Source organism: Bacillus cereus group sp. MYBKT14-1 (assembly GCF_051915185.1).
Taxonomy (GTDB): domain Bacteria; phylum Bacillota; class Bacilli; order Bacillales; family Bacillaceae_G; genus Bacillus_A; species Bacillus_A cereus.
The window spans coordinates 70,612-88,857 of record NZ_JBQAEF010000002.1 but is presented as its reverse complement, the minus strand read 5'-3'; the positions used below and the strand labels follow the sequence as shown (position 1 = coordinate 88,857).

Here is an 18,246-nt window from a genome sequence, read left to right as displayed (position 1 = left end):
AACATTGGGAAAAATATTTTTACATACAATTTATACTCTTTTCCTTATGGCAGTTTTGAAATAATATCAAAACTCTTTTTCTTTTGCAAAATAGTCCATACCTCAAAATACCATTCTCCTAATAATTAAGATTAACCATAATCTTCACAACGGAACACAAGATTTTCTCACAAACTTATTTTCTACTGAATTTTTGACAATCTCTTGAACTGTGCGAAATGTCACATCTGTATTTTACAACCTCTCTTATAGTAAGGGTATGTAAGAGAGACGTATTAAAGGAGTGAACAGTATGAAGAAAAAAACTTCAGCACTAATGAGACGTTTAAAATATTTTTCACCAATAGATCGTTATAACGATAATCATACACAAGAAACATATGAAGATCGCGAATGGGAAAATGTGTACAGAAAGCGTTGGCAGCATGATAAAGTAATTCGTTCTACACACGGCGTGAACTGTACTGGTTCATGTAGCTGGAATATATATGTGAAAGATGGAATTGTGACGTGGGAAGGGCAAGAGCTTAACTATCCAACGACAGGTCCTGATATGCCAGATTTTGAACCGCGAGGATGCCCACGTGGAGCAAGTTTTTCTTGGTACATTTATAGTCCACTTCGTGTGAAATATCCGTATGTACGTGGTGTTCTATGGAGTATGTGGCAAGAGGAATTACAAAATAATGAGTCACCATTAGATGCTTGGAAAAGCATTGTGGAAAACCCTGAAAAAGCACGAAAGTATAAGCAGGCACGTGGTAAAGGGGGATTCATTCGTGTGAATTGGGATGAAGTGTTACAACTCGTTTCAGCTTCATTATTATATACAGTAATGAAATACGGTCCAGACCGAAATGTTGGTTTTTCACCAATTCCAGCTATGTCGATGTTAAGTCATGCTGCAGGCAGCCGCTTTATGCAACTTATGGGTGGACCAATGCTTAGTTTCTATGATTGGTACGCAGATTTACCACCAGCTTCTCCGCAAATTTGGGGCGATCAAACAGATGTACCAGAAAGTAGTGACTGGTATAACTCTGGTTACATTATGACATGGGGTTCAAATGTACCGATGACGAGAACACCAGATGCTCACTTTTTAGCAGAGGTTCGATATAAAGGAACGAAAGTCGTTTCTGTCAGTCCTGACTTCGCTGAATCTACAAAGTTTGCAGATGATTGGATTAGTGTGAAACAAGGTACAGATGGTGCACTTGCGATGGCAATGGGGCATGTGATCTTACAAGAATTTTACGTAGATAATCAAGTGGAATATTTCACAAAGTATGCGAAGCAATATACTGATTTTCCTTTCTTTGTCACATTGAAACAAAAAGGAGATCAATTCGTTGCTGATCGTTTCTTAAACGCTGCTGATATTGGACGCGAAACGAAGTTAGGAGAATGGAAACCTGTTCTTTGGAACGAGAACACGAATGATTTTGCAACACCTCATGGCACAATGGGCTCACGTTGGGATAACGAAAAGAAATGGAACTTGCGTTTAGAAGATGAAGAAACAGGTGAAAAGATTGATCCACGTCTTTCTTTACTTGGAATGGAAGAATCGATTGGAACTGTACAAATTCCGTACTTCTCTGATGATGGAAACAAAGTACTAGAACGTACAATTCCAGTGAAAAAGGTTATGACAGAAGAAGGCGAAGTGTTTGTTACAACTGTATACGACTTAACGTTAGCAAATTATGGTGTGAACCGAGGGCTTGGCGGACAAGAGCCGAAAGACTTCAATGATGATGTACCGTTTACACCTGCATGGCAAGAGAAAATGACAGGAGTAAAACGTGAGCTTATTATTCAAATCGCTCGTGAGTTCGCAAAAAATGCTGTTGATACGAACGGTCGCTCAATGATTATTGTCGGAGCTGGTATTAACCATTGGTTTAATTCTGATACGATTTATCGCGCAGTTTTAAATCTTGTTCTTCTCGTTGGGGCACAAGGAGTAAATGGCGGGGGATGGGCGCATTATGTTGGCCAAGAAAAGTTACGACCTGCAGAAGGATGGCAAACAATCGCGATGGCAAAAGATTGGCAAGGGCCACCAAAATTACAAAATGGTACATCTTTCTTCTATTTCGTAACAGATCAATGGCGCTATGAAGATACACCTGTTGGACATTTAGCATCACCAATTGAAGGTAACTCACGTTATCAACATCACGGTGATTACAATGTATTAGCAGCACGACTCGGCTGGTTACCTTCTTATCCAACATTCGAGAAAAATGGAATTGAATTATATAAAGAAGCTGTTGCTGCTGGGGCAACAACGCAAGAAGAAATCGGAAAATATGTTGCACAAAAATTAAAAGAAAAAGAACTGAAATTTGCGATTGAAGATCCAGATAACAAAAATAACTTCCCGCGCAACTTATTCGTATGGCGTGCGAACTTAATTTCAAGTTCCGGTAAAGGGCACGAATATTTCTTAAAACATTTACTAGGTACAACAAACGGATTAATGAATGACGATAGTGATTCATTACGACCAGAAGAAATTAAGTGGCATGAAGAAGCACCAGAAGGGAAGCTTGATTTACTCATTAATTTAGATTTCCGTATGGCTGGAACAGCACTGTATTCTGATATCGTCTTACCAGCTTCAACTTGGTACGAAAAACATGATTTAAGTAGTACAGATATGCATCCATTTGTGCATCCTTTTAATCCAGCAATCGGTTCACCGTGGGAAGCACGCTCTGACTGGGATATTTTCACTTCACTTTCTAAAGCTGTGTCAGATTTAGCGAAGAAAATTGATCTTGAACCAATGAAAGAAGTTGTTGCAACACCACTTCTTCATGATACACCGCAAGAATTAGCGCAACCACTTGGCAAGATTAAAGATTGGAGTAAAGGTGAATGTGAACCAATCCCGGGTAAAACGATGCCACAAATTCATGTTGTCGAAAGAGATTATAAAACGATTTATGACAAAATGACTGCGCTTGGACCAAATGCCGGAAAACAACCGATTGGTACGAAAGGGATCTCTTGGTCTGCGGAAAAAGAATATGAGCAATTAAAGAGCAAATTAGGAGTTGTTCGAACGGATTCTATCGCGAAAGGTTGCCCAGACATCAAAGAAGCAATCAATGCTGCTGAAGCGGTATTAACACTATCTTCTACAACAAACGGTCATATGGCAGTAAAAGCATGGGAAGCACTTGAAAAACAAACAGATCTAAAATTACGTGATTTAGCAGAAGAACGTGAAGAAGAATGCTTCACATTTGAACAAATTACAGCGCAGCCAAAAACAGTAATTACTTCTCCAGCCTTTACAGGTTCTGAAAAAGGTGGACGCCGTTACTCACCGTTTACAACAAATGTGGAACGTCTTATCCCTTGGAGAACGATAACTGGTCGACAATCTTTCTACTTAGACCATGACATGATGAAAGAATTTGGTGAAACGATGGCAACATTTAAACCAATTCTGCAACATAAACCGTTCCGTAAGTCACGCCCTGAAGTAGAAGGGAAAGAGATTACACTAAACTATTTAACACCGCATAATAAGTGGTCGATTCATAGTATGTACTTCGATTCATTACCGATGTTAACGCTATTTAGAGGTGGTCCAACTGTTTGGATGAATAAAGAGGACGCTGCTGAAGCGGGTGTTGCAGATAATGATTGGATTGAGTGCTTTAATCGTAACGGTGTTGTTGTAGCGCGTGCTGTTGTAACGCATCGTATACCGAGAGGAATGGCATTTATGCACCATGCGCAAGATCGTCACATTAACGTGCCTGGTACGAAATTAACAAGCACCCGTGGGGGAACGCATAATAGTCCAACCCGTATTCATGTTAAACCAACACATATGATTGGTGGATATGGCCAATTAAGCTATGGATTTAACTATTATGGTCCGACTGGGAACCAGCGCGATTTAAACGTTGTAATTCGCAAACTGAAGGAGGTAGATTGGCTTGAAGATTAAAGCACAAGTCGGAATGGTAATGAACCTAGATAAATGCATCGGCTGCCATACTTGTAGCGTAACGTGCAAAAACACCTGGACAAATCGTCCAGGTGCTGAATATATGTACTTTAATAACGTAGAAACAAAACCTGGAATTGGTTATCCGAAACAATGGGAAGATCAGGATAAATATAAAGGCGGCTGGGAATTGAAAAATGGTGAAATTCAGCTGAAATCTGGTTCGAAAATGAAACGTCTTATGAACATTTTCCACAATCCAGATCAACCAACAATTGATGATTACTTTGAACCTTGGAATTATGATTATGAAACATTAACAAATAGCCCACAGCGTAAGCATCAACCAGTTGCTCGTCCGAAATCAGCAATTACAGGCGAATTTATCGACAAAATTGAATGGGGTCCAAACTGGGAGGACGATTTAGCAGGCGGACATATAACAGGATTACAAGATCCGAACGTAAAGAAAATGGAAGAAGAAATTAAAACAGATTTTGAAAACGTCTTTATGATGTATTTACCACGCATATGCGAACATTGTATGAATCCATCGTGCGTATCATCTTGTCCATCTGGTGCAATGTATAAACGTGAAGAAGACGGGATTGTACTTGTGGATCAAAATGCATGTCGTGCTTGGAGATTCTGCGTATCATCTTGTCCATATAAAAAAGTGTATTTTAACTGGCAAACGAATAAAGCTGAAAAATGTACAATGTGTTTCCCACGTATTGAGGCTGGTATGCCAACAATTTGTTCGGAAACATGTGTAGGACGTATCAGATATATTGGGGTAATGCTATATGACGCTGATAAAGTAAAAGAAGCAGCGTCTGTTGAAGACGAAAAAGATTTATATGAATCTCAGCTTACTGTTTTCCTAGATCCAAATGATCCAGAAGTGGCAGCTGAAGCGAAAAAACAAGGCATTCCTGAAGAATGGATTAAAGCGGCACAAGAGTCACCAATCTATAAAATGATTATTGATTGGAAAATTGCTCTACCTCTTCACCCAGAGTATCGTACAATGCCAATGGTTTGGTATATCCCGCCGCTTAGCCCAATTATGAATATGGTGGAGGGAAAAGGTAGTAACTGGCAAGCAGAAGAGATTTTCCCTGCTATTGATAATATGCGTATTCCAATTCAATATTTAGCGAATTTACTCACTGCAGGAGATGAATCACATATTCGTCTTACATTGAAAAAAATGGCTGTTATGCGAACGCATATGAGAGCAATGCAAATTAATAAAGAACCAAATGAAGCTGTACTAAAAGAACTTGGCTTAACGAAACAGGATGTAGAAGATATGTATCGTCTTCTTGCTATCGCAAAATATAAAGATCGTTTTGTTATCCCGACATCTCACAGAGAACAAGTTGCAGATTTATATAGTGAACAAGGAAGCTGTGGTTTATCATTCGCAGGTGGTCCAGGCTCTTGTATGACAATTTCTTAAATAATGGGGGCGGAAAAATATGAAACAAAGTTTACAAACTGCTTTTTCATGTTCTTCATTTCTTCTCTCCTACCCAGAAATCGGGTGGAGAGAAACTTTAACTGAATTACAAGAAGAGATGGAAGCGATTGAACAGGACGATGTTAAAGCTTCACTTACAGCATTTATAAAACAAGCGCTAAATAAAACGAACGATCAACTCATTGATGGTTACGTATATACATTTGATTTTGGTAAAAAGACGAATATGTATTTAACGTATATGAACACTGGTGAACAAAGAGAAAGAGGGATTGAATTACTAGAGTTAAAGCAGCATTATAAAAAATCAGGTTTTGAAGTAACAGATAAAGAATTACCTGATTATTTACCGCTATTGCTTGAGTTTTTTGCAAATGCAAATGAGCAAGACAGTGAACCAATTATGAGTAAATACAAGGAAAACATACAAGCGTTACAAGTTCAATTAAAAGAAGCAGACAGTATGTATGAACCAATTCTTGCGGCTGTTTTACTCGCTATCGATACATGGGGTGTACAGACAAATTAGAAAGGAGAGTTGTCAAAATGATGGATCAATTTCTATGGGTATTGTTTCCCTATAGCATTTTTGCAATCTTTATCGGTGGACATATTTTTAGATACAACTATGATCAATTTGGATGGACATCAAAATCTAGTGAACTATTAGAAAAGAAAATGCTCCGAATCGGAAGTCTATTATTTCACTTTGGGATTATGTTCGTAATTGGCGGTCATGTTATGGGGATTTTAATTCCAGAAGCTGTATACCGTTCAATAGGTATTTCTGAGCATATGTATCATGTAGTAGCAATTAGTTTTGGGCTTCCGGCAGGTGTTGCTTCTATCATCGGTTTAATTATATTAACGTACCGCCGCTTAACTGTAAAACGTATCATTGCAACGAGTACAAAGGGAGATTATATTGCGCTTATTTTATTACTTATCGTAATGCTAGCAGGACTTTCTTCAACATTTTTAAATATCGATTCAAAAGGATTTGATTATCGTACAACAATTGGCCCTTGGTTCCGAAGTCTCTTTATTTTCCAACCGAAAGTTGAATATATGATGGAAGTACCAGTATGGTTTAAAATTCATATTCTTGCGGGAATGGGGCTTTTCGCAGTATGGCCATTTACTAGACTGGTACACGTATTTAGTGCCCCGATTAAGTATATAAGCCGTAGCTATGTAATTTACAGAAGACGTATTCCTAATGAGCTGAAAAAATAATTTAGTTTTATATGTTTCGTAATTTATAAAGAAAGCCGAGATCTAATTGGAGACCTCGGCTTTCTTTGTAGGTATAAGTATCTAAATAAGACGCTAATCAATACTACAAACAGAAGCAGAACAATCTTCACAAGCAATTTCACATTTTAAAAATTGTAAATCGTGTATTGTAATCTTTCCTTTATGAATAGAAATTGTACCTTGCTTTTTTAATTCATTTAACATTCGATTTACACTTTCACGTGAAGTTGCACAGAAATTAGCAAGTTCTTGATTCGTTAATGGTAAATCGATGAGAATCCCATTTTCCTTTAAAACACCATAACTATTTGTCATTCGTATGAGGGTAGAATATAGGGCACCTTTTTTGCCATGTAATACTAAATCTCGGAACTTCGTTTGCATTCTTCTTAAATGTTCACTAATCCATTTCATAAATTCAAATACAAGAGCTGGTTTTTGGAGTAATTCTTTTTCTAACGCTTCACGCTTTATAACGCCTACTTCAACATCTTCAAGGCATTTTGAATTTAATAAATACTTCGCATTATCCGTGAACAATGTTAATTCTCCAATAATGTCGTATGCCGAACAAATTCGAAGTGTTAGTTCTTGTCCGTCAGCACTAAGTTTACTAATTTGTACTTTTCCTGAGTGGATGATATAGAGTTCGGTTGCCTCCATACCTTCCTGAAAAATAAAACTACCTTTTTTAATTTGCATTTTATATTCAACAGATGCAAGTAATTCTTTTAAATCTTGAGATAATGTCATACTGTTTGCCACAGCAATCACCTTTCTTCTTATAAGCAATACATTTCCTATTTTGAGTGTAAATATGATGAAAATGCAAGAGCTATTTTAAAAATAATGTAAAATTTCAATGACCGTAAAGAGTATGGCCTGAAGATGTGAACAAAATACGAACGGATTTGTGAAAAGTTTTTGAATGGGGAAAGTGATGTGAGAAAAGTCACATTGAATATGTAGCTTCTTTTTTATAATAAAGGCAAATAAAAAAATGAAAGCTTACTAAGGATTGCAGCAGAAAAGAAGGGATAGAGATGCACGAGAACATAAAAGATTCTTTAAAGCGGCCACTTCAAGATTTACGTATTTCAGTTATTGATCGTTGTAATTTTAGGTGTACATACTGTATGCCTGCTGAAGTGTTCGGACCTGATTACGCTTTTTTAAAGGAAGAGCTTTTATTAACGTTCGATGAAATAGAAAGGTTAGCGAGATTATTTATAAGTATGGGAGTTAATAAAATTAGGCTTACTGGCGGTGAACCTTTATTGCGTAAAGACTTATCGACGTTAATTGCAAGACTTACAAATCTAGAAGGCTTACAAGATATTGGACTCACAACAAACGGAATTCATTTAGCAAAACAAGCTAAGGCGCTAAAAGAAGCAGGATTAAAGCGTGTGAATATTAGTTTAGATGCAACAGAGGATCATGTCTTCCAAAAAATTAATGGAAGAAATGTAAGTACGAAACCTGTACTGAAAGGAATTGAAGCAGCGAAGGAAGCTGGATTAGAAGTAAAGGTAAATATGGTCGTAAAAAAAGGGATGAATGATAGTCAAATTCTTCCTATGGTTCGTTATTTTAAAGAACAAGAAATACAGTTACGTTTCATTGAGTTTATGGATGTAGGCAGTACGAACGGATGGAACTTTGAGCAAGTCGTTACGAAGGAACAATTAATAGAGAAAATTAATCGTGTATATCCAATTGAGCCCGCTCAGCCTCGTTACTTTGGAGAGGTTGCGAAATTGTATCGATATGTAGGGAGTAATGCAGAAGTGGGATTTATTACTTCTGTTTCTGAGTCATTTTGTTCTTCTTGTACGAGAGCACGTATTTCGGCAGATGGTAAGTTTTTTACGTGCCTATTTGGAGAAAAAGGAACGGATTTGCGAACGCTTCTTCGAGAAAATATTTCTGATGCCTCACTATTAAAAATTTTACAACATACATGGCGATATAGAACAGATCGATATTCAGATGAAAGAACGGTTGAGAGTGCAAGTAAACGTCCAAAAGTTGAAATGTCTTACATTGGTGGATAGTGAAAGGAGGATTTCTTATGCAAGAGCGTTATTCAAGACAAGTGTTGTTTTCTGGAATTGGTGAAATGGGACAAAGAAAAATAAGAGAAAAGCATGTGCTCCTAATCGGTGCGGGTGCACTAGGAGCTGCAAATGCAGAGGCTCTTGTTAGAATGGGAATTGGGAAATTGACAATTGCTGATCGTGACTACGTTGAATGGAGTAATTTACAACGGCAACAGTTATATACAGAAGAAGATGCACACCAGTGTAAACCGAAAGCAATTGCAGCGGCAGAACATGTAAGAAAGATTAATTCTGATGTGGAAATTGTACCAGTTGTAACGGACGTCACAATGCAAGAAATGGAAGAGTTAACGAAAGAAGTGGATCTCATATTGGATGCGACTGACAACTTTGATACGCGTCTACTTATAAATGATATTTCACAAAAAGAAAATATACCTTGGATATATGGTGGATGCATTGGAAGTTATGGTGTAACGTACACAATTCTTCCAGGAAAAACACCATGTTTTCGCTGCTTAATGGATCATCCTATGGGCGGTGCAACATGTGATACAGCGGGGATTATTCAGCCAGCTGTACAAATGGTCGTTGCTCACCAAGTGACAGAAGCAATGAAAATATTGGTGGGTGATTTCGAGGCGCTGCGAGGAACAATGTTATCATTTGATATTTGGAACAATCAGTATCTCTCATTGAAAGTGAATAGGCAGAAGAAAAATACATGTCCATCTTGTGGGAAATCACGAACGTATCCAAGTTTAACATTTGATGCACAGATGAAAACGGAAGTGCTATGTGGACGGAATACGGTTCAAATCCGTCTAGGGATAAAACGTGTTCTTCATTTAGAGGAAATTGAAAAACGATTACATAAAAGTGTACATGTCCAAAAAACGCCGTACTTGCTATCATTTCTAATTGATGAATATCGTTTCGTTTTATTTACAGACGGTAGGGCATTTATTCATGGAACAAATGACGTGAAAATAGCAAAACGATTATACGCAAAATATATAGGCTGAATAGAAAGTGAGTTTCACTTTCCAAAAACGAGGTGAAAAAGAATGTTATTAAAACGTAATCCAATTCCAGTGGCAGAAGCAGTTGCACGAGTAATGGAATATGCTTATCAGGGTGAAATAGAAGAGGTTTCTCTTATAGAAAGCTACGGTAGAACGCTTGGAAAAGATGTTATTGCAGATCATGATGTCCCGCATTTTGATCGCTCTCCGTACGACGGGTTTGCGATTCGAGCAGAAGATACGAAAGAAGCAAGTAGCAGTAATCCCATTCTGTTTGAAGTGATTGGTGAAATTGGAGCAGGTTTTGTTTTTACAGAAGATGTGAAAGCATTTCAAGCTGTCCGTATTATGACAGGTGCGGCAATTCCTGCGGGGTGTAATACAGTAGTTATGTTAGAGCTAACGGAAGGATTTGAAGAAAACGAAAAGACTTATATGAAATTGAAACGCTCCTTTGTTGCTGGGGATAACATTTCTTTTAAAGGAGAAGATGTAAAACAAAATAGCATTCTGGTGAAAAAAGGGACTGTTATTAATCCTGGAGTAGCAGCACTTCTTGCTACGTTTGGTTATAGTACCGTACGCGTTGTAAAACAGCCGGTTATTGGAATTGTAACGACAGGAAGTGAACTGCTTGAAGTACATGAACAATTAAAGACAGGGAAGATTCGAAATAGTAACTCCTATATGATAGCTGCGCAAATTGAACGAGCAGGCGGAGTTGTACGGTATTATGGACAATTCGCTGACGATTTTGAGACGTGTTATAACACTGTAAAAAAGGCGATAAAAGAAGTTGATATATTAATTACAACTGGTGGTGTTTCAGTAGGAGACTATGACTATTTACCTGCCATCTATGAGAGATTACGAGCTAATGTACTTTTTGACAAAATAGCGATGCGACCAGGAAGTGTGACAACTGTAGCTGAGGTAGAAGGAAAATTACTATTTGGTCTATCTGGTAATCCTTCTGCTTGTTATGTCGGTTGTGAATTATATGTTAGACCAGTGATTGGAAAATACTTGCATAGGGAAGATTCGCACATATATCGTGCAGAGGCAATTTTACAAAAAGACTTTCCGAAAGCAAACCCATTTACTCGTTTTGTAAGAGGGAAAGTGGAAATTGTAGATGGGCAATTACAAGTTACACCAGTTGGTTTAGATAAATCTAGCGCAATTTCTTCACTTGCAGAAGCGAATGCATTTATCGTTTTGCCAGGGGGAACGAGAGGATTTAAAGCTGGAATTACTGTTTCGGTACTGTTATTAGAATCAAACAACGGAAGTGAGTGGCCGTGGGAAGAGCCGCTTCGATCATACAAGTAATAGAAAAATAGGTTGCTAACTTATATAAAGATAAGAGGTGCAAAATGACACATACGTATTATGAAGTAATTGATACACCTATTTCAATTGAAGAAGTTACAAACAAAGTAATTCGTCGTGAGTGTGGTGCGGTTACTACTTTTATTGGTACTGTTAGAGAATTTACGAAAGGTCGACGTACACTTTGTTTAGAGTATGTAGCTTATAAGACAATGGCGGAGAAACAGCTTGAGAGAATTGGCACTGAAGTAGGAGAGAATTGGCCGGGGATATATGTCGCTATTACACATCGCATTGGTACATTACAAATTTCTGATCTTGCTGTTGTCGTTGCTGTTTCTACACCACACCGGAAAGCTGCCTATGAGGCGAACGAATATATTATGGAGCGTATTAAACAAATTGTTCCAATTTGGAAGAAAGAGTTTTGGGAAGATGGTGAGTCATGGATAGGTGATCAGTTAGAGAAAACAGCATATGGTAATGGCCAGCCTGGAAAGGAGATGAGAATATGATTGAAGTACTATTATTTGCACATTTGCAAGAAGGAGCAAGTAAACCGGCTTTGCATATAGACTATGAAAATATTACGGTTGCGGAATTAAAGGAAGTCCTCACTAAGAAATACAACATAGCAATTTCAAACGAGATTATGGTCGCGATAAATGAAGAATACGCAAATGAGGATGACATCATCCAAATTGGTGATGTCGTAGCAATGATTCCGCCAGTAAGTGGTGGTTGATTCTTTTCAGCCTAATCATGTTAGGACGTGATTGGGCTGGAGAGAATGAATTTAACTATGCATACATAGGAGGGAACAGGATGAAAAGTCCTAATTTTCAATTAAGTTTACAAACTTCTAATCTAATTATCGGTTTTATGGTATGGGTCATTTTATCATCATTAATGCCTTATATTAAAGCGGATATTCCATTAACTGCGGGACAAATTTCTATGGTCACAGCAGTACCTGTTATTTTAGGCTCTATTCTTCGTATTCCAATTGGTTATTGGACGAATCGTTTCGGAGCAAGAAAATTATTCTTTATTAGTTTTATTCTATTATTATTTCCTGTTTTTTATATTAGTGTTGCCAATTCTATGATGGATTTAATTATTGGTGGATTATTTGTAGGAATCGGTGGTGCTGTATTCTCTGTAGGAGTAACTTCTTTACCAAAATACTTTCCGAAAGAGAGTCACGGTTTTGTAAATGGTATTTACGGTGTCGGTAACGCCGGAACAGCAATTACTTCGTTTTTAGCACCTGTCATTGCAACTTCAGTTGGCTGGAGAACGACAGTACAATGTTATTTAGTTTTACTTGCAGCGTTTGCACTTATGAACTTTTTATTAGGTGATCGTAAGGAGAAAAAAGTGAATACACCACTAATGGAACAAATAAAAGGTGTATATAAAAATGAGAAACTTTGGTTTTTATGTATCTTTTACTTTTTAACATTCGGATCATTTGTCGCATTTACAGTATACTTACCAAACTTTCTAGTATCTCACTTCGGATTAGAGAAAGTAGATGCAGGTATGCGGACAGCCGGATTCATCGTACTCGCAACAATTATGCGCCCGATTGGTGGTTGGCTCGGTGATAAGTTTAATCCATTTAAAATATTAATCTTCGTATTTATCGGTTTAACACTTTCAGGTATTATTTTATCGTTTATGCCAAGTATGAACGTGTATACATTTGGTTGCTTACTAGTAGCATTTTGTGCAGGGATTGGTAATGGTACAATCTTCAAACTCGTTCCAATGTATTTCTCAGAACAAGCTGGTATTGTAAATGGTCTCGTATCAGCTTTAGGTGGACTAGGAGGATTCTTCCCACCGCTAATTTTAACATTACTATTCCAATTAACAGGTCATTATGCAATTGGATTTATGGCGCTATCAGAAGTCGCACTTGCTTGTTTAATCATTACAGTATGGATGTATAGCCAAGAGAAATTGTTAGTGATGTTAAAGAATCATTAATAAGGAAAAAGAACCATCCCAAAGTATATTGGGATGGTTCTTTTAGTAATAGGCTTCAACATGTTTTTATTGATATCTCAATAAACGCTTGTTTTCTATAAGAATGTGTTTTTAAAATGAAAAACAGAAGGCTTATGGAATTTTATTTTAAAATATAGAAGTCAAAAGTTATTCATTTAAAGGGTAGATTAGTGAAGGAAATCTTAAATCTATTCTAAAGATCGAACTCATTTTTAGAATGCAAATATTTAATTGAATCGGGATGTTTAGATGAAAAAAATATAAGTCCACTCAAGATAAACAAGTATCAGGTGTGTTAGGTGGTTTAAGCGACAAGTATGGGATTGATGTAAGTATTCTTCGCATAGTAACTGCAGTATCAGATTTTTTTAGGGCCAAATTTTTTGGTAAGGCTAACGGATATTGTGAAAAAAGTACTACACTAAAGAATACAGTTTAGTTCAATAAGATAAAATTATGAATTTGTATAAATAATCCATAATTTTCTTTATGAGTTATATTTGATATGTTAAAGAAAAGAGAGGGGAGGGAAATGAAATAAGAATTTTTGATGAGCATTTTCATATTATCGATTTCAGTTTTCTGATTATTGAGAACTAAGGGTGTTTTCCGATGAATGAAATGTGTCCACATTTAGTAAAGCGTTTAATCCAACTAAAATATATTTAGAATGAGGTTTTAAATGTTTGTATTTATTATATTAGACGTAATATTACCGATATTAATATTGATGCTAATTGGTGCAATCTTACAAAGAAAGTTCCAATTTAACTTAAAGCAGCTATCTACACTTATTACTTATTGCTTAATGCCAGCGGCTGTATTTGTGAATATATATGATATTCGTATAGAAACAGGTTTGTTGCTCCAGATAATATACTATTTAATGCTTTATAGTCTGAGTCTGATCATAGTAAGTCATTTCATTTCAAAAATATTAAAGTTAGAAAAAGGAGAAAGTGCAGCTCTAAAAAATAGCATTTCGTTAATGAATTCCGGTAATTATGGGTTACCAGTAAGTCAATTGATTTTCAGTCACAATCCAGTGGGGGTTTCCATTCAAATTTTCATTGTTATTTTCCAGAATCTTTTAACTTATTCATATGGGATATATAACTTACTATCAGCAACAAAAACAATCGGAGGTATTATTCAATCATTTCTAAGACTGCCTGTATTTCATGCACTCGTATTAGGGGTTTTCTTTCAATCTTTTACAATTCAAATACCTAATTCTATCTTTATTCCTCTTAGTCAGCTTGCGAATGGTTTTGTTGCAATAGCACTCATATTGCTAGGGGCACAATTATCCAACATTAAGCTTAATTTTTTCCATCGAGTCATAACATGGGCTTTAATTGGAAGGTTACTGATGGGACCATTATTAGCACTTGCCGTAATATACATACTAAACATCGATGGTATTGTTGCACAATCATTATTTATTGCAAGTTCTTTTCCTACTTCAAGAAATACATCAACCATTGCTATGGAATATCAAATAGAGCCTGAATTACATGCACAAATCGTTTTATTTTCAACACTTTTCAGCATTATTACAGTAACTGTCGTTATTTATTTGTCATATATTTTGTTTTGAATATACGTGTTAAAACGAATAGATTTGAGGCGGTAAATGATGGCGGAAATCCCATAGATATGAGAAGAAAACAGTCTATGATATATTGGGTATCGTTTACAATTGTACCATGTCTGATAATCAAGTAGCTTAGCGAAAAAAGACACAATTTCGCTTATAATTGACGTTACATGAGCTTAGTTTGATAGCGGTGGGGTGGGAGTGTCAAGTAAGAAATTTTTCTTTATTGATTTTATGCGGTTTTTCCGCAAAATTGTAACTAAGGGGGATTCCAAGTTGAGTAAACAGAATATCAGCACAACAGTTTCAGGAGATATAATTGTTACCCATCTAGTTGGCAATATAAAAACAGATGATGTGTATGAATGGTTTAATGGTTTTGAGCAGGTTTGTCAGCAATTCATTTCTGAAGGGCGGAAATACAAATTGTTGGTGGATAGAAAAGGATACACGCCAAATCATTTTTCTGTTCAAAAAGTATGGAAAGAGAAGTTCTTCAATGAAATCATTTTGAATAACAGTAAGGCAATTGCATTTCTCCTTGAAGAGGGGGAGATAATGGATTATTTACAACAATCTAATACGAAAGAATCTGTGAGATTTTTTGATGATTATGAACAAGCGCTAATTTGGTTGAATGAATATCCAATATAAAACCTGTATTGAAGCAGTTGCTCTCAAGCAACTGCTTTTTTGTCCGTAATTGTTGCCGTTATTTTTCTTCACAGATTCTTGTCCAATTGTTTGTCTGATCCTAAAAAACGAAACTAAAGCAAAAAGAACAAACGCCTCTAAAAAACGTTTGTTCACAGTTAATTCCTATTTTAGCTAAGTGATAGATTACATTTTATGAGTACGAGAAAGTCTTTTTATAAGTTTAGGAAGGACAGAAGTTAATTCCTGTTTCATACGCTTCGTAAACGATGGGTCCTTACCTGAAGTCGAAATAGTGACAACATATTCATCATTTCGTATAACGCCAGGTGTGTGAAACGATGATGCTGTACCATCACTTACAACGTTAACCCACTGGAAATCATGAGCGGCCTGTTTGACCATCATATTTACAGCATGTTGATTTGTAGCTGCATAAATTAGATGAGCATCTTTAATATCATCATTACTAAAAGTTTTTTGCTTCCAAGTAATATAAGGAAGTTCTTTCATTTCCTCGCAAATCTCGGGGCTAATAACGGTGACGAAAGCGCCTGTATCTTTTAATCCAGACGCTTTTCGATATGCAATTTTACCTCCACCAATGATAACGACCACTTTATTTTGCAGATTAAACATAAGGGGGTACATGTTATACATATATGCATTCCTCCATTCGTTCTAACAATGTTAATTTCATATATGTATCAAACTGTAGGCAATTACAAGTCGTCACGTGATCGTATTTTTTTGTATACAACTTAATTTTTTGAAGCAATAATCCGGTAAAGAGAAGGTAGGGCATGACATATACATGGGATGCAGTTGATGTTATAGTCTTTAGCTCAGCAGTAAAAGAGGGCGTTCCTTTCGTTAAAAAGGAGCATGATACTGGTAGACTGAGTTTTTGTTCGACAGCTGCTCCGATTTGTTGTAACTCATGTATTGGCTGAAAATCACTACTACCTCTCCCTACGAGTAAAACACTACTACCTTGCATTGGCATAGTTTCACGTATTCTTTTCACTACAAGTTCCACCATATGTGGATGTGTACTAAAAGGAGGTACAACTGAAAATGTTATTTGTGGATATTTCTTTTGTAGTTGCTCTATTTCAAAAGGAATATCACGTTTATAGTGAGCTGCTGCAAATAATAAAACAGGTACAATCATTATTTCAGTTACTCCCTCTATTATCGTTTCTGTAACTGCATCCGAAATAGTAGGTGTCGTTAGTTCTAGAAAAGCTATTTTTTGAATTCTTTCGTTTCGCTCTTTCATAACAGATTGAATAAATTGAATGAATTGTTCATTACCTTCTTGTAGCCGGCTTCCATGTCCAACATATACAATTCCTTTCATTGTCTCACCATGTCTTTCTTCATAAGAGTTTCTTGTAATTGATGATCTACGTTATGAAACCCAACTTTATTTGCATAGTGTAAAGTTGGAACGTCGGTATACGAGAATGGGAGAGTAAGAATATTGATAAAGCCAAGGCGTTTTATTTCTGCTAGAAACGTATCAATAGAAGCACGACCTTCAAATACAATGCTATCCCATGAGAATTCAGAAAGAATACGTGAATGAATTTCATCGAAGCGATGATCAATTGTGTACTCATGAGTCATCATATAGGAACCAGCACCAATTTTTTCTTGAATAACAGCAATTCGGTTAATGTTTCGTCCTAAATAAATCGTTGAATTCGAAGAAAATTGCGCAGGTTTACTGAACAATCCATATTGCATGAGCTTTTCTTGAATAGAAAGGTTCATATACTGAAGTTCTGCCTGTAAGGAACGAATATCTTTATGATATTTACTGCATGATTGCATTAAGATGTCTACACTGTCAGCGGAACAAAATACAAGACGATCAACGTTAAAAATCTTATTGATTTGTTCAGAGGTTACTGTGTATTCTTTCTTTTTGAAAGTTGGAATTTGATATATTTCTGCACCGGACTCTTGTAACTTTTGCTTTATTGCGCTTTTTTTATTTGTTGCAGCTGCAAATAAAACTTTCTTGCCGTGCAATGGTTTACGTTCTTTCCAAGAGATTTGATTCCGCAAAGTAACAACATCACCAACAATTGTCATAGAAGGATTAGAAATATTTTCGTTTTTGACAATAGAAACAATGGTAGACAGTGTCCCTGTGACAACGCGCTGTTTACCAGTTGTACCCCATTCAATGACTGCTACTGGCGTATCTTCTTTTTTTCCTGCTTGTAGTAAGTTTTCACAAATTGTAGGTAAGTTTTTTATACCCATGTAGTAGGCAATCGTGTCGCTATTGTGAGATGAATTATATTTTCCATGATCGGTTAAGGGACTTTTTGCATGTCCGGTTAATAAAGTGACACTATTACTGTAGTCACGGTGGGTGAGGGGAATACCTGCATAGCTACTAGCGGCGATGCTAGATGTAATGCCTGGTACAATTTCATATGGAATATTTGCTGCTGCTAAAGTTTCTGCTTCTTCACCAACACGGCCAAAAATAGATGGATCTCCGCCTTTTAATCGGACAACAATTTTGCCCTCTTTCGCAAATTGAAGAAGGTGTGCGTTAATTATTTCTTGTCGCATAATATGATTCTTTGGCATTTTTCCGCAATACATAAGTTCACATGTTTGTTTTGTATAGCTAAGAAAGAAAGGGTTTAGTAAACGGTCATATAAAACAATATCTGCATGTTTTAAACACTCTATCGCTTTTTTTGTAATAAGCCCTTCATCACCTGGCCCTGCACCAACTAAATATACATATCCGTTCATAATTGCACCTCATCAATTTTTATTTAAAAGGAAGCCAGAGGAGGCTTCCTTTC

At 36.5% G+C, this 18,246-nt stretch carries 16 protein-coding genes and 1 pseudogene; 13 read left to right on the top strand and 4 right to left on the bottom strand.

What is annotated here, in order from left to right; genetic code table 11:
• Positions 1 to 292 precede the first annotated feature (292 nt).
• The 4 genes from ACTFO4_RS06980 to narI are packed head-to-tail and all read left to right on the top strand — an operon-like array spanning position 293 to position 6,698.
• Positions 293 to 3,976: a nitrate reductase subunit alpha gene (locus ACTFO4_RS06980; protein WP_242259485.1), complete on the top strand. Its 3,684-nt coding sequence runs from the start codon at positions 293 to 295 to the stop codon at positions 3,974 to 3,976.
• The gene (gene narH, locus ACTFO4_RS06975) at positions 3,966 to 5,441 is read left to right on the top strand and encodes a nitrate reductase subunit beta (protein ID WP_061457102.1); all 1,476 of its coding nucleotides are present in this window, start codon (positions 3,966 to 3,968) and stop codon (positions 5,439 to 5,441) included. The genes ACTFO4_RS06980 and narH overlap by 11 nt, the downstream gene beginning before the upstream one ends.
• Positions 5,442 to 5,460: 19 nt before the next feature.
• Positions 5,461 to 5,991 (top strand): nitrate reductase molybdenum cofactor assembly chaperone, encoded by a 531-nt coding sequence (narJ, locus tag ACTFO4_RS06970; protein WP_063536185.1) that lies wholly within the window; start codon positions 5,461 to 5,463, stop codon positions 5,989 to 5,991.
• A gap of 17 nt (positions 5,992 to 6,008) precedes the next feature.
• Positions 6,009 to 6,698, top strand: coding sequence for a respiratory nitrate reductase subunit gamma (narI, locus tag ACTFO4_RS06965; RefSeq protein WP_103622856.1), 690 nt, complete (start codon positions 6,009 to 6,011; stop codon positions 6,696 to 6,698).
• Between the two features lie 93 nt (positions 6,699 to 6,791).
• On the opposite strand, the gene ACTFO4_RS06960 is transcribed toward narI, so the two are convergent.
• A complete protein-coding gene (locus tag ACTFO4_RS06960) occupies positions 6,792 to 7,484 on the bottom strand; it encodes a Crp/Fnr family transcriptional regulator (RefSeq protein ID WP_000013859.1) in 693 nt (230 codons plus the stop codon).
• Between the two features lie 278 nt (positions 7,485 to 7,762).
• Here ACTFO4_RS06960 and moaA point away from each other — a divergent pair, with 278 nt between their 5' ends.
• From moaA to ACTFO4_RS06915, 9 genes and pseudogenes are all read left to right on the top strand, one after another.
• Positions 7,763 to 8,776: a GTP 3',8-cyclase MoaA gene (gene moaA / locus ACTFO4_RS06955; protein ID WP_242259486.1), complete on the top strand. Its 1,014-nt coding sequence runs from the start codon at positions 7,763 to 7,765 to the stop codon at positions 8,774 to 8,776.
• Between the two features lie 17 nt (positions 8,777 to 8,793).
• Positions 8,794 to 9,807, top strand: coding sequence for a molybdopterin-synthase adenylyltransferase MoeB (locus ACTFO4_RS06950; RefSeq protein ID WP_410987848.1), 1,014 nt, complete (start codon positions 8,794 to 8,796; stop codon positions 9,805 to 9,807).
• Positions 9,808 to 9,849: 42 nt separating this feature from the next.
• Positions 9,850 to 11,139 carry a molybdopterin molybdotransferase MoeA gene (locus tag ACTFO4_RS06945; protein WP_410987849.1) on the top strand — a complete coding sequence of 430 codons (1,290 nt, stop codon included), beginning with the start codon at positions 9,850 to 9,852 and terminating at the stop codon, positions 11,137 to 11,139.
• A gap of 44 nt (positions 11,140 to 11,183) precedes the next feature.
• A complete protein-coding gene (locus ACTFO4_RS06940; protein ID WP_410987850.1) occupies positions 11,184 to 11,654 on the top strand; it encodes a molybdenum cofactor biosynthesis protein MoaE in 471 nt (156 codons plus the stop codon).
• Entirely contained in the window at positions 11,651 to 11,884 is a 234-nt protein-coding gene (gene moaD / locus ACTFO4_RS06935) for a molybdopterin converting factor subunit 1 (RefSeq protein WP_000573692.1), read from the top strand. Before ACTFO4_RS06940 ends, moaD begins: the two co-directional genes overlap by 4 nt.
• Positions 11,885 to 11,964: 80 nt before the next feature.
• The gene (narK, locus tag ACTFO4_RS06930) at positions 11,965 to 13,134 is read left to right on the top strand and encodes a nitrate transporter NarK (RefSeq protein ID WP_000841841.1); all 1,170 of its coding nucleotides are present in this window, start codon (positions 11,965 to 11,967) and stop codon (positions 13,132 to 13,134) included.
• 274 nt (positions 13,135 to 13,408) lie between these two features.
• A pseudogene (locus ACTFO4_RS06925) lies at positions 13,409 to 13,537 on the top strand (PspC domain-containing protein); the annotation flags it as partial.
• A 300-nt stretch (positions 13,538 to 13,837) separates the two neighbouring features.
• Positions 13,838 to 14,755: an AEC family transporter gene (locus tag ACTFO4_RS06920; RefSeq protein ID WP_017673380.1), complete on the top strand. Its 918-nt coding sequence runs from the start codon at positions 13,838 to 13,840 to the stop codon at positions 14,753 to 14,755.
• 234 nt (positions 14,756 to 14,989) lie between these two features.
• Positions 14,990 to 15,409 (top strand): STAS/SEC14 domain-containing protein, encoded by a 420-nt coding sequence (locus ACTFO4_RS06915; RefSeq protein ID WP_073339619.1) that lies wholly within the window; start codon positions 14,990 to 14,992, stop codon positions 15,407 to 15,409.
• Positions 15,410 to 15,595: 186 nt separating this feature from the next.
• Here ACTFO4_RS06915 and ACTFO4_RS06910 read toward each other — a convergent pair whose 3' ends face one another.
• Genes ACTFO4_RS06910 through ACTFO4_RS06900 form a run of 3 tightly spaced genes read right to left on the bottom strand, consistent with a single transcriptional unit; the run spans position 15,596 to position 18,193 of the window.
• Positions 15,596 to 16,069: a precorrin-2 dehydrogenase gene (locus ACTFO4_RS06910; protein WP_000282590.1), complete on the bottom strand. Its 474-nt coding sequence runs from the start codon at positions 16,067 to 16,069 to the stop codon at positions 15,596 to 15,598.
• Positions 16,062 to 16,772, bottom strand: coding sequence for a sirohydrochlorin chelatase (locus ACTFO4_RS06905; RefSeq protein ID WP_017673378.1), 711 nt, complete (start codon positions 16,770 to 16,772; stop codon positions 16,062 to 16,064). Before ACTFO4_RS06905 ends, ACTFO4_RS06910 begins: the two co-directional genes overlap by 8 nt.
• Positions 16,769 to 18,193 carry a uroporphyrin-III C-methyltransferase gene (locus ACTFO4_RS06900; RefSeq protein WP_440013581.1) on the bottom strand — a complete coding sequence of 475 codons (1,425 nt, stop codon included), beginning with the start codon at positions 18,191 to 18,193 and terminating at the stop codon, positions 16,769 to 16,771. Before ACTFO4_RS06900 ends, ACTFO4_RS06905 begins: the two co-directional genes overlap by 4 nt.
• Between the last annotated feature and the right edge of the window lie 53 nt (positions 18,194 to 18,246).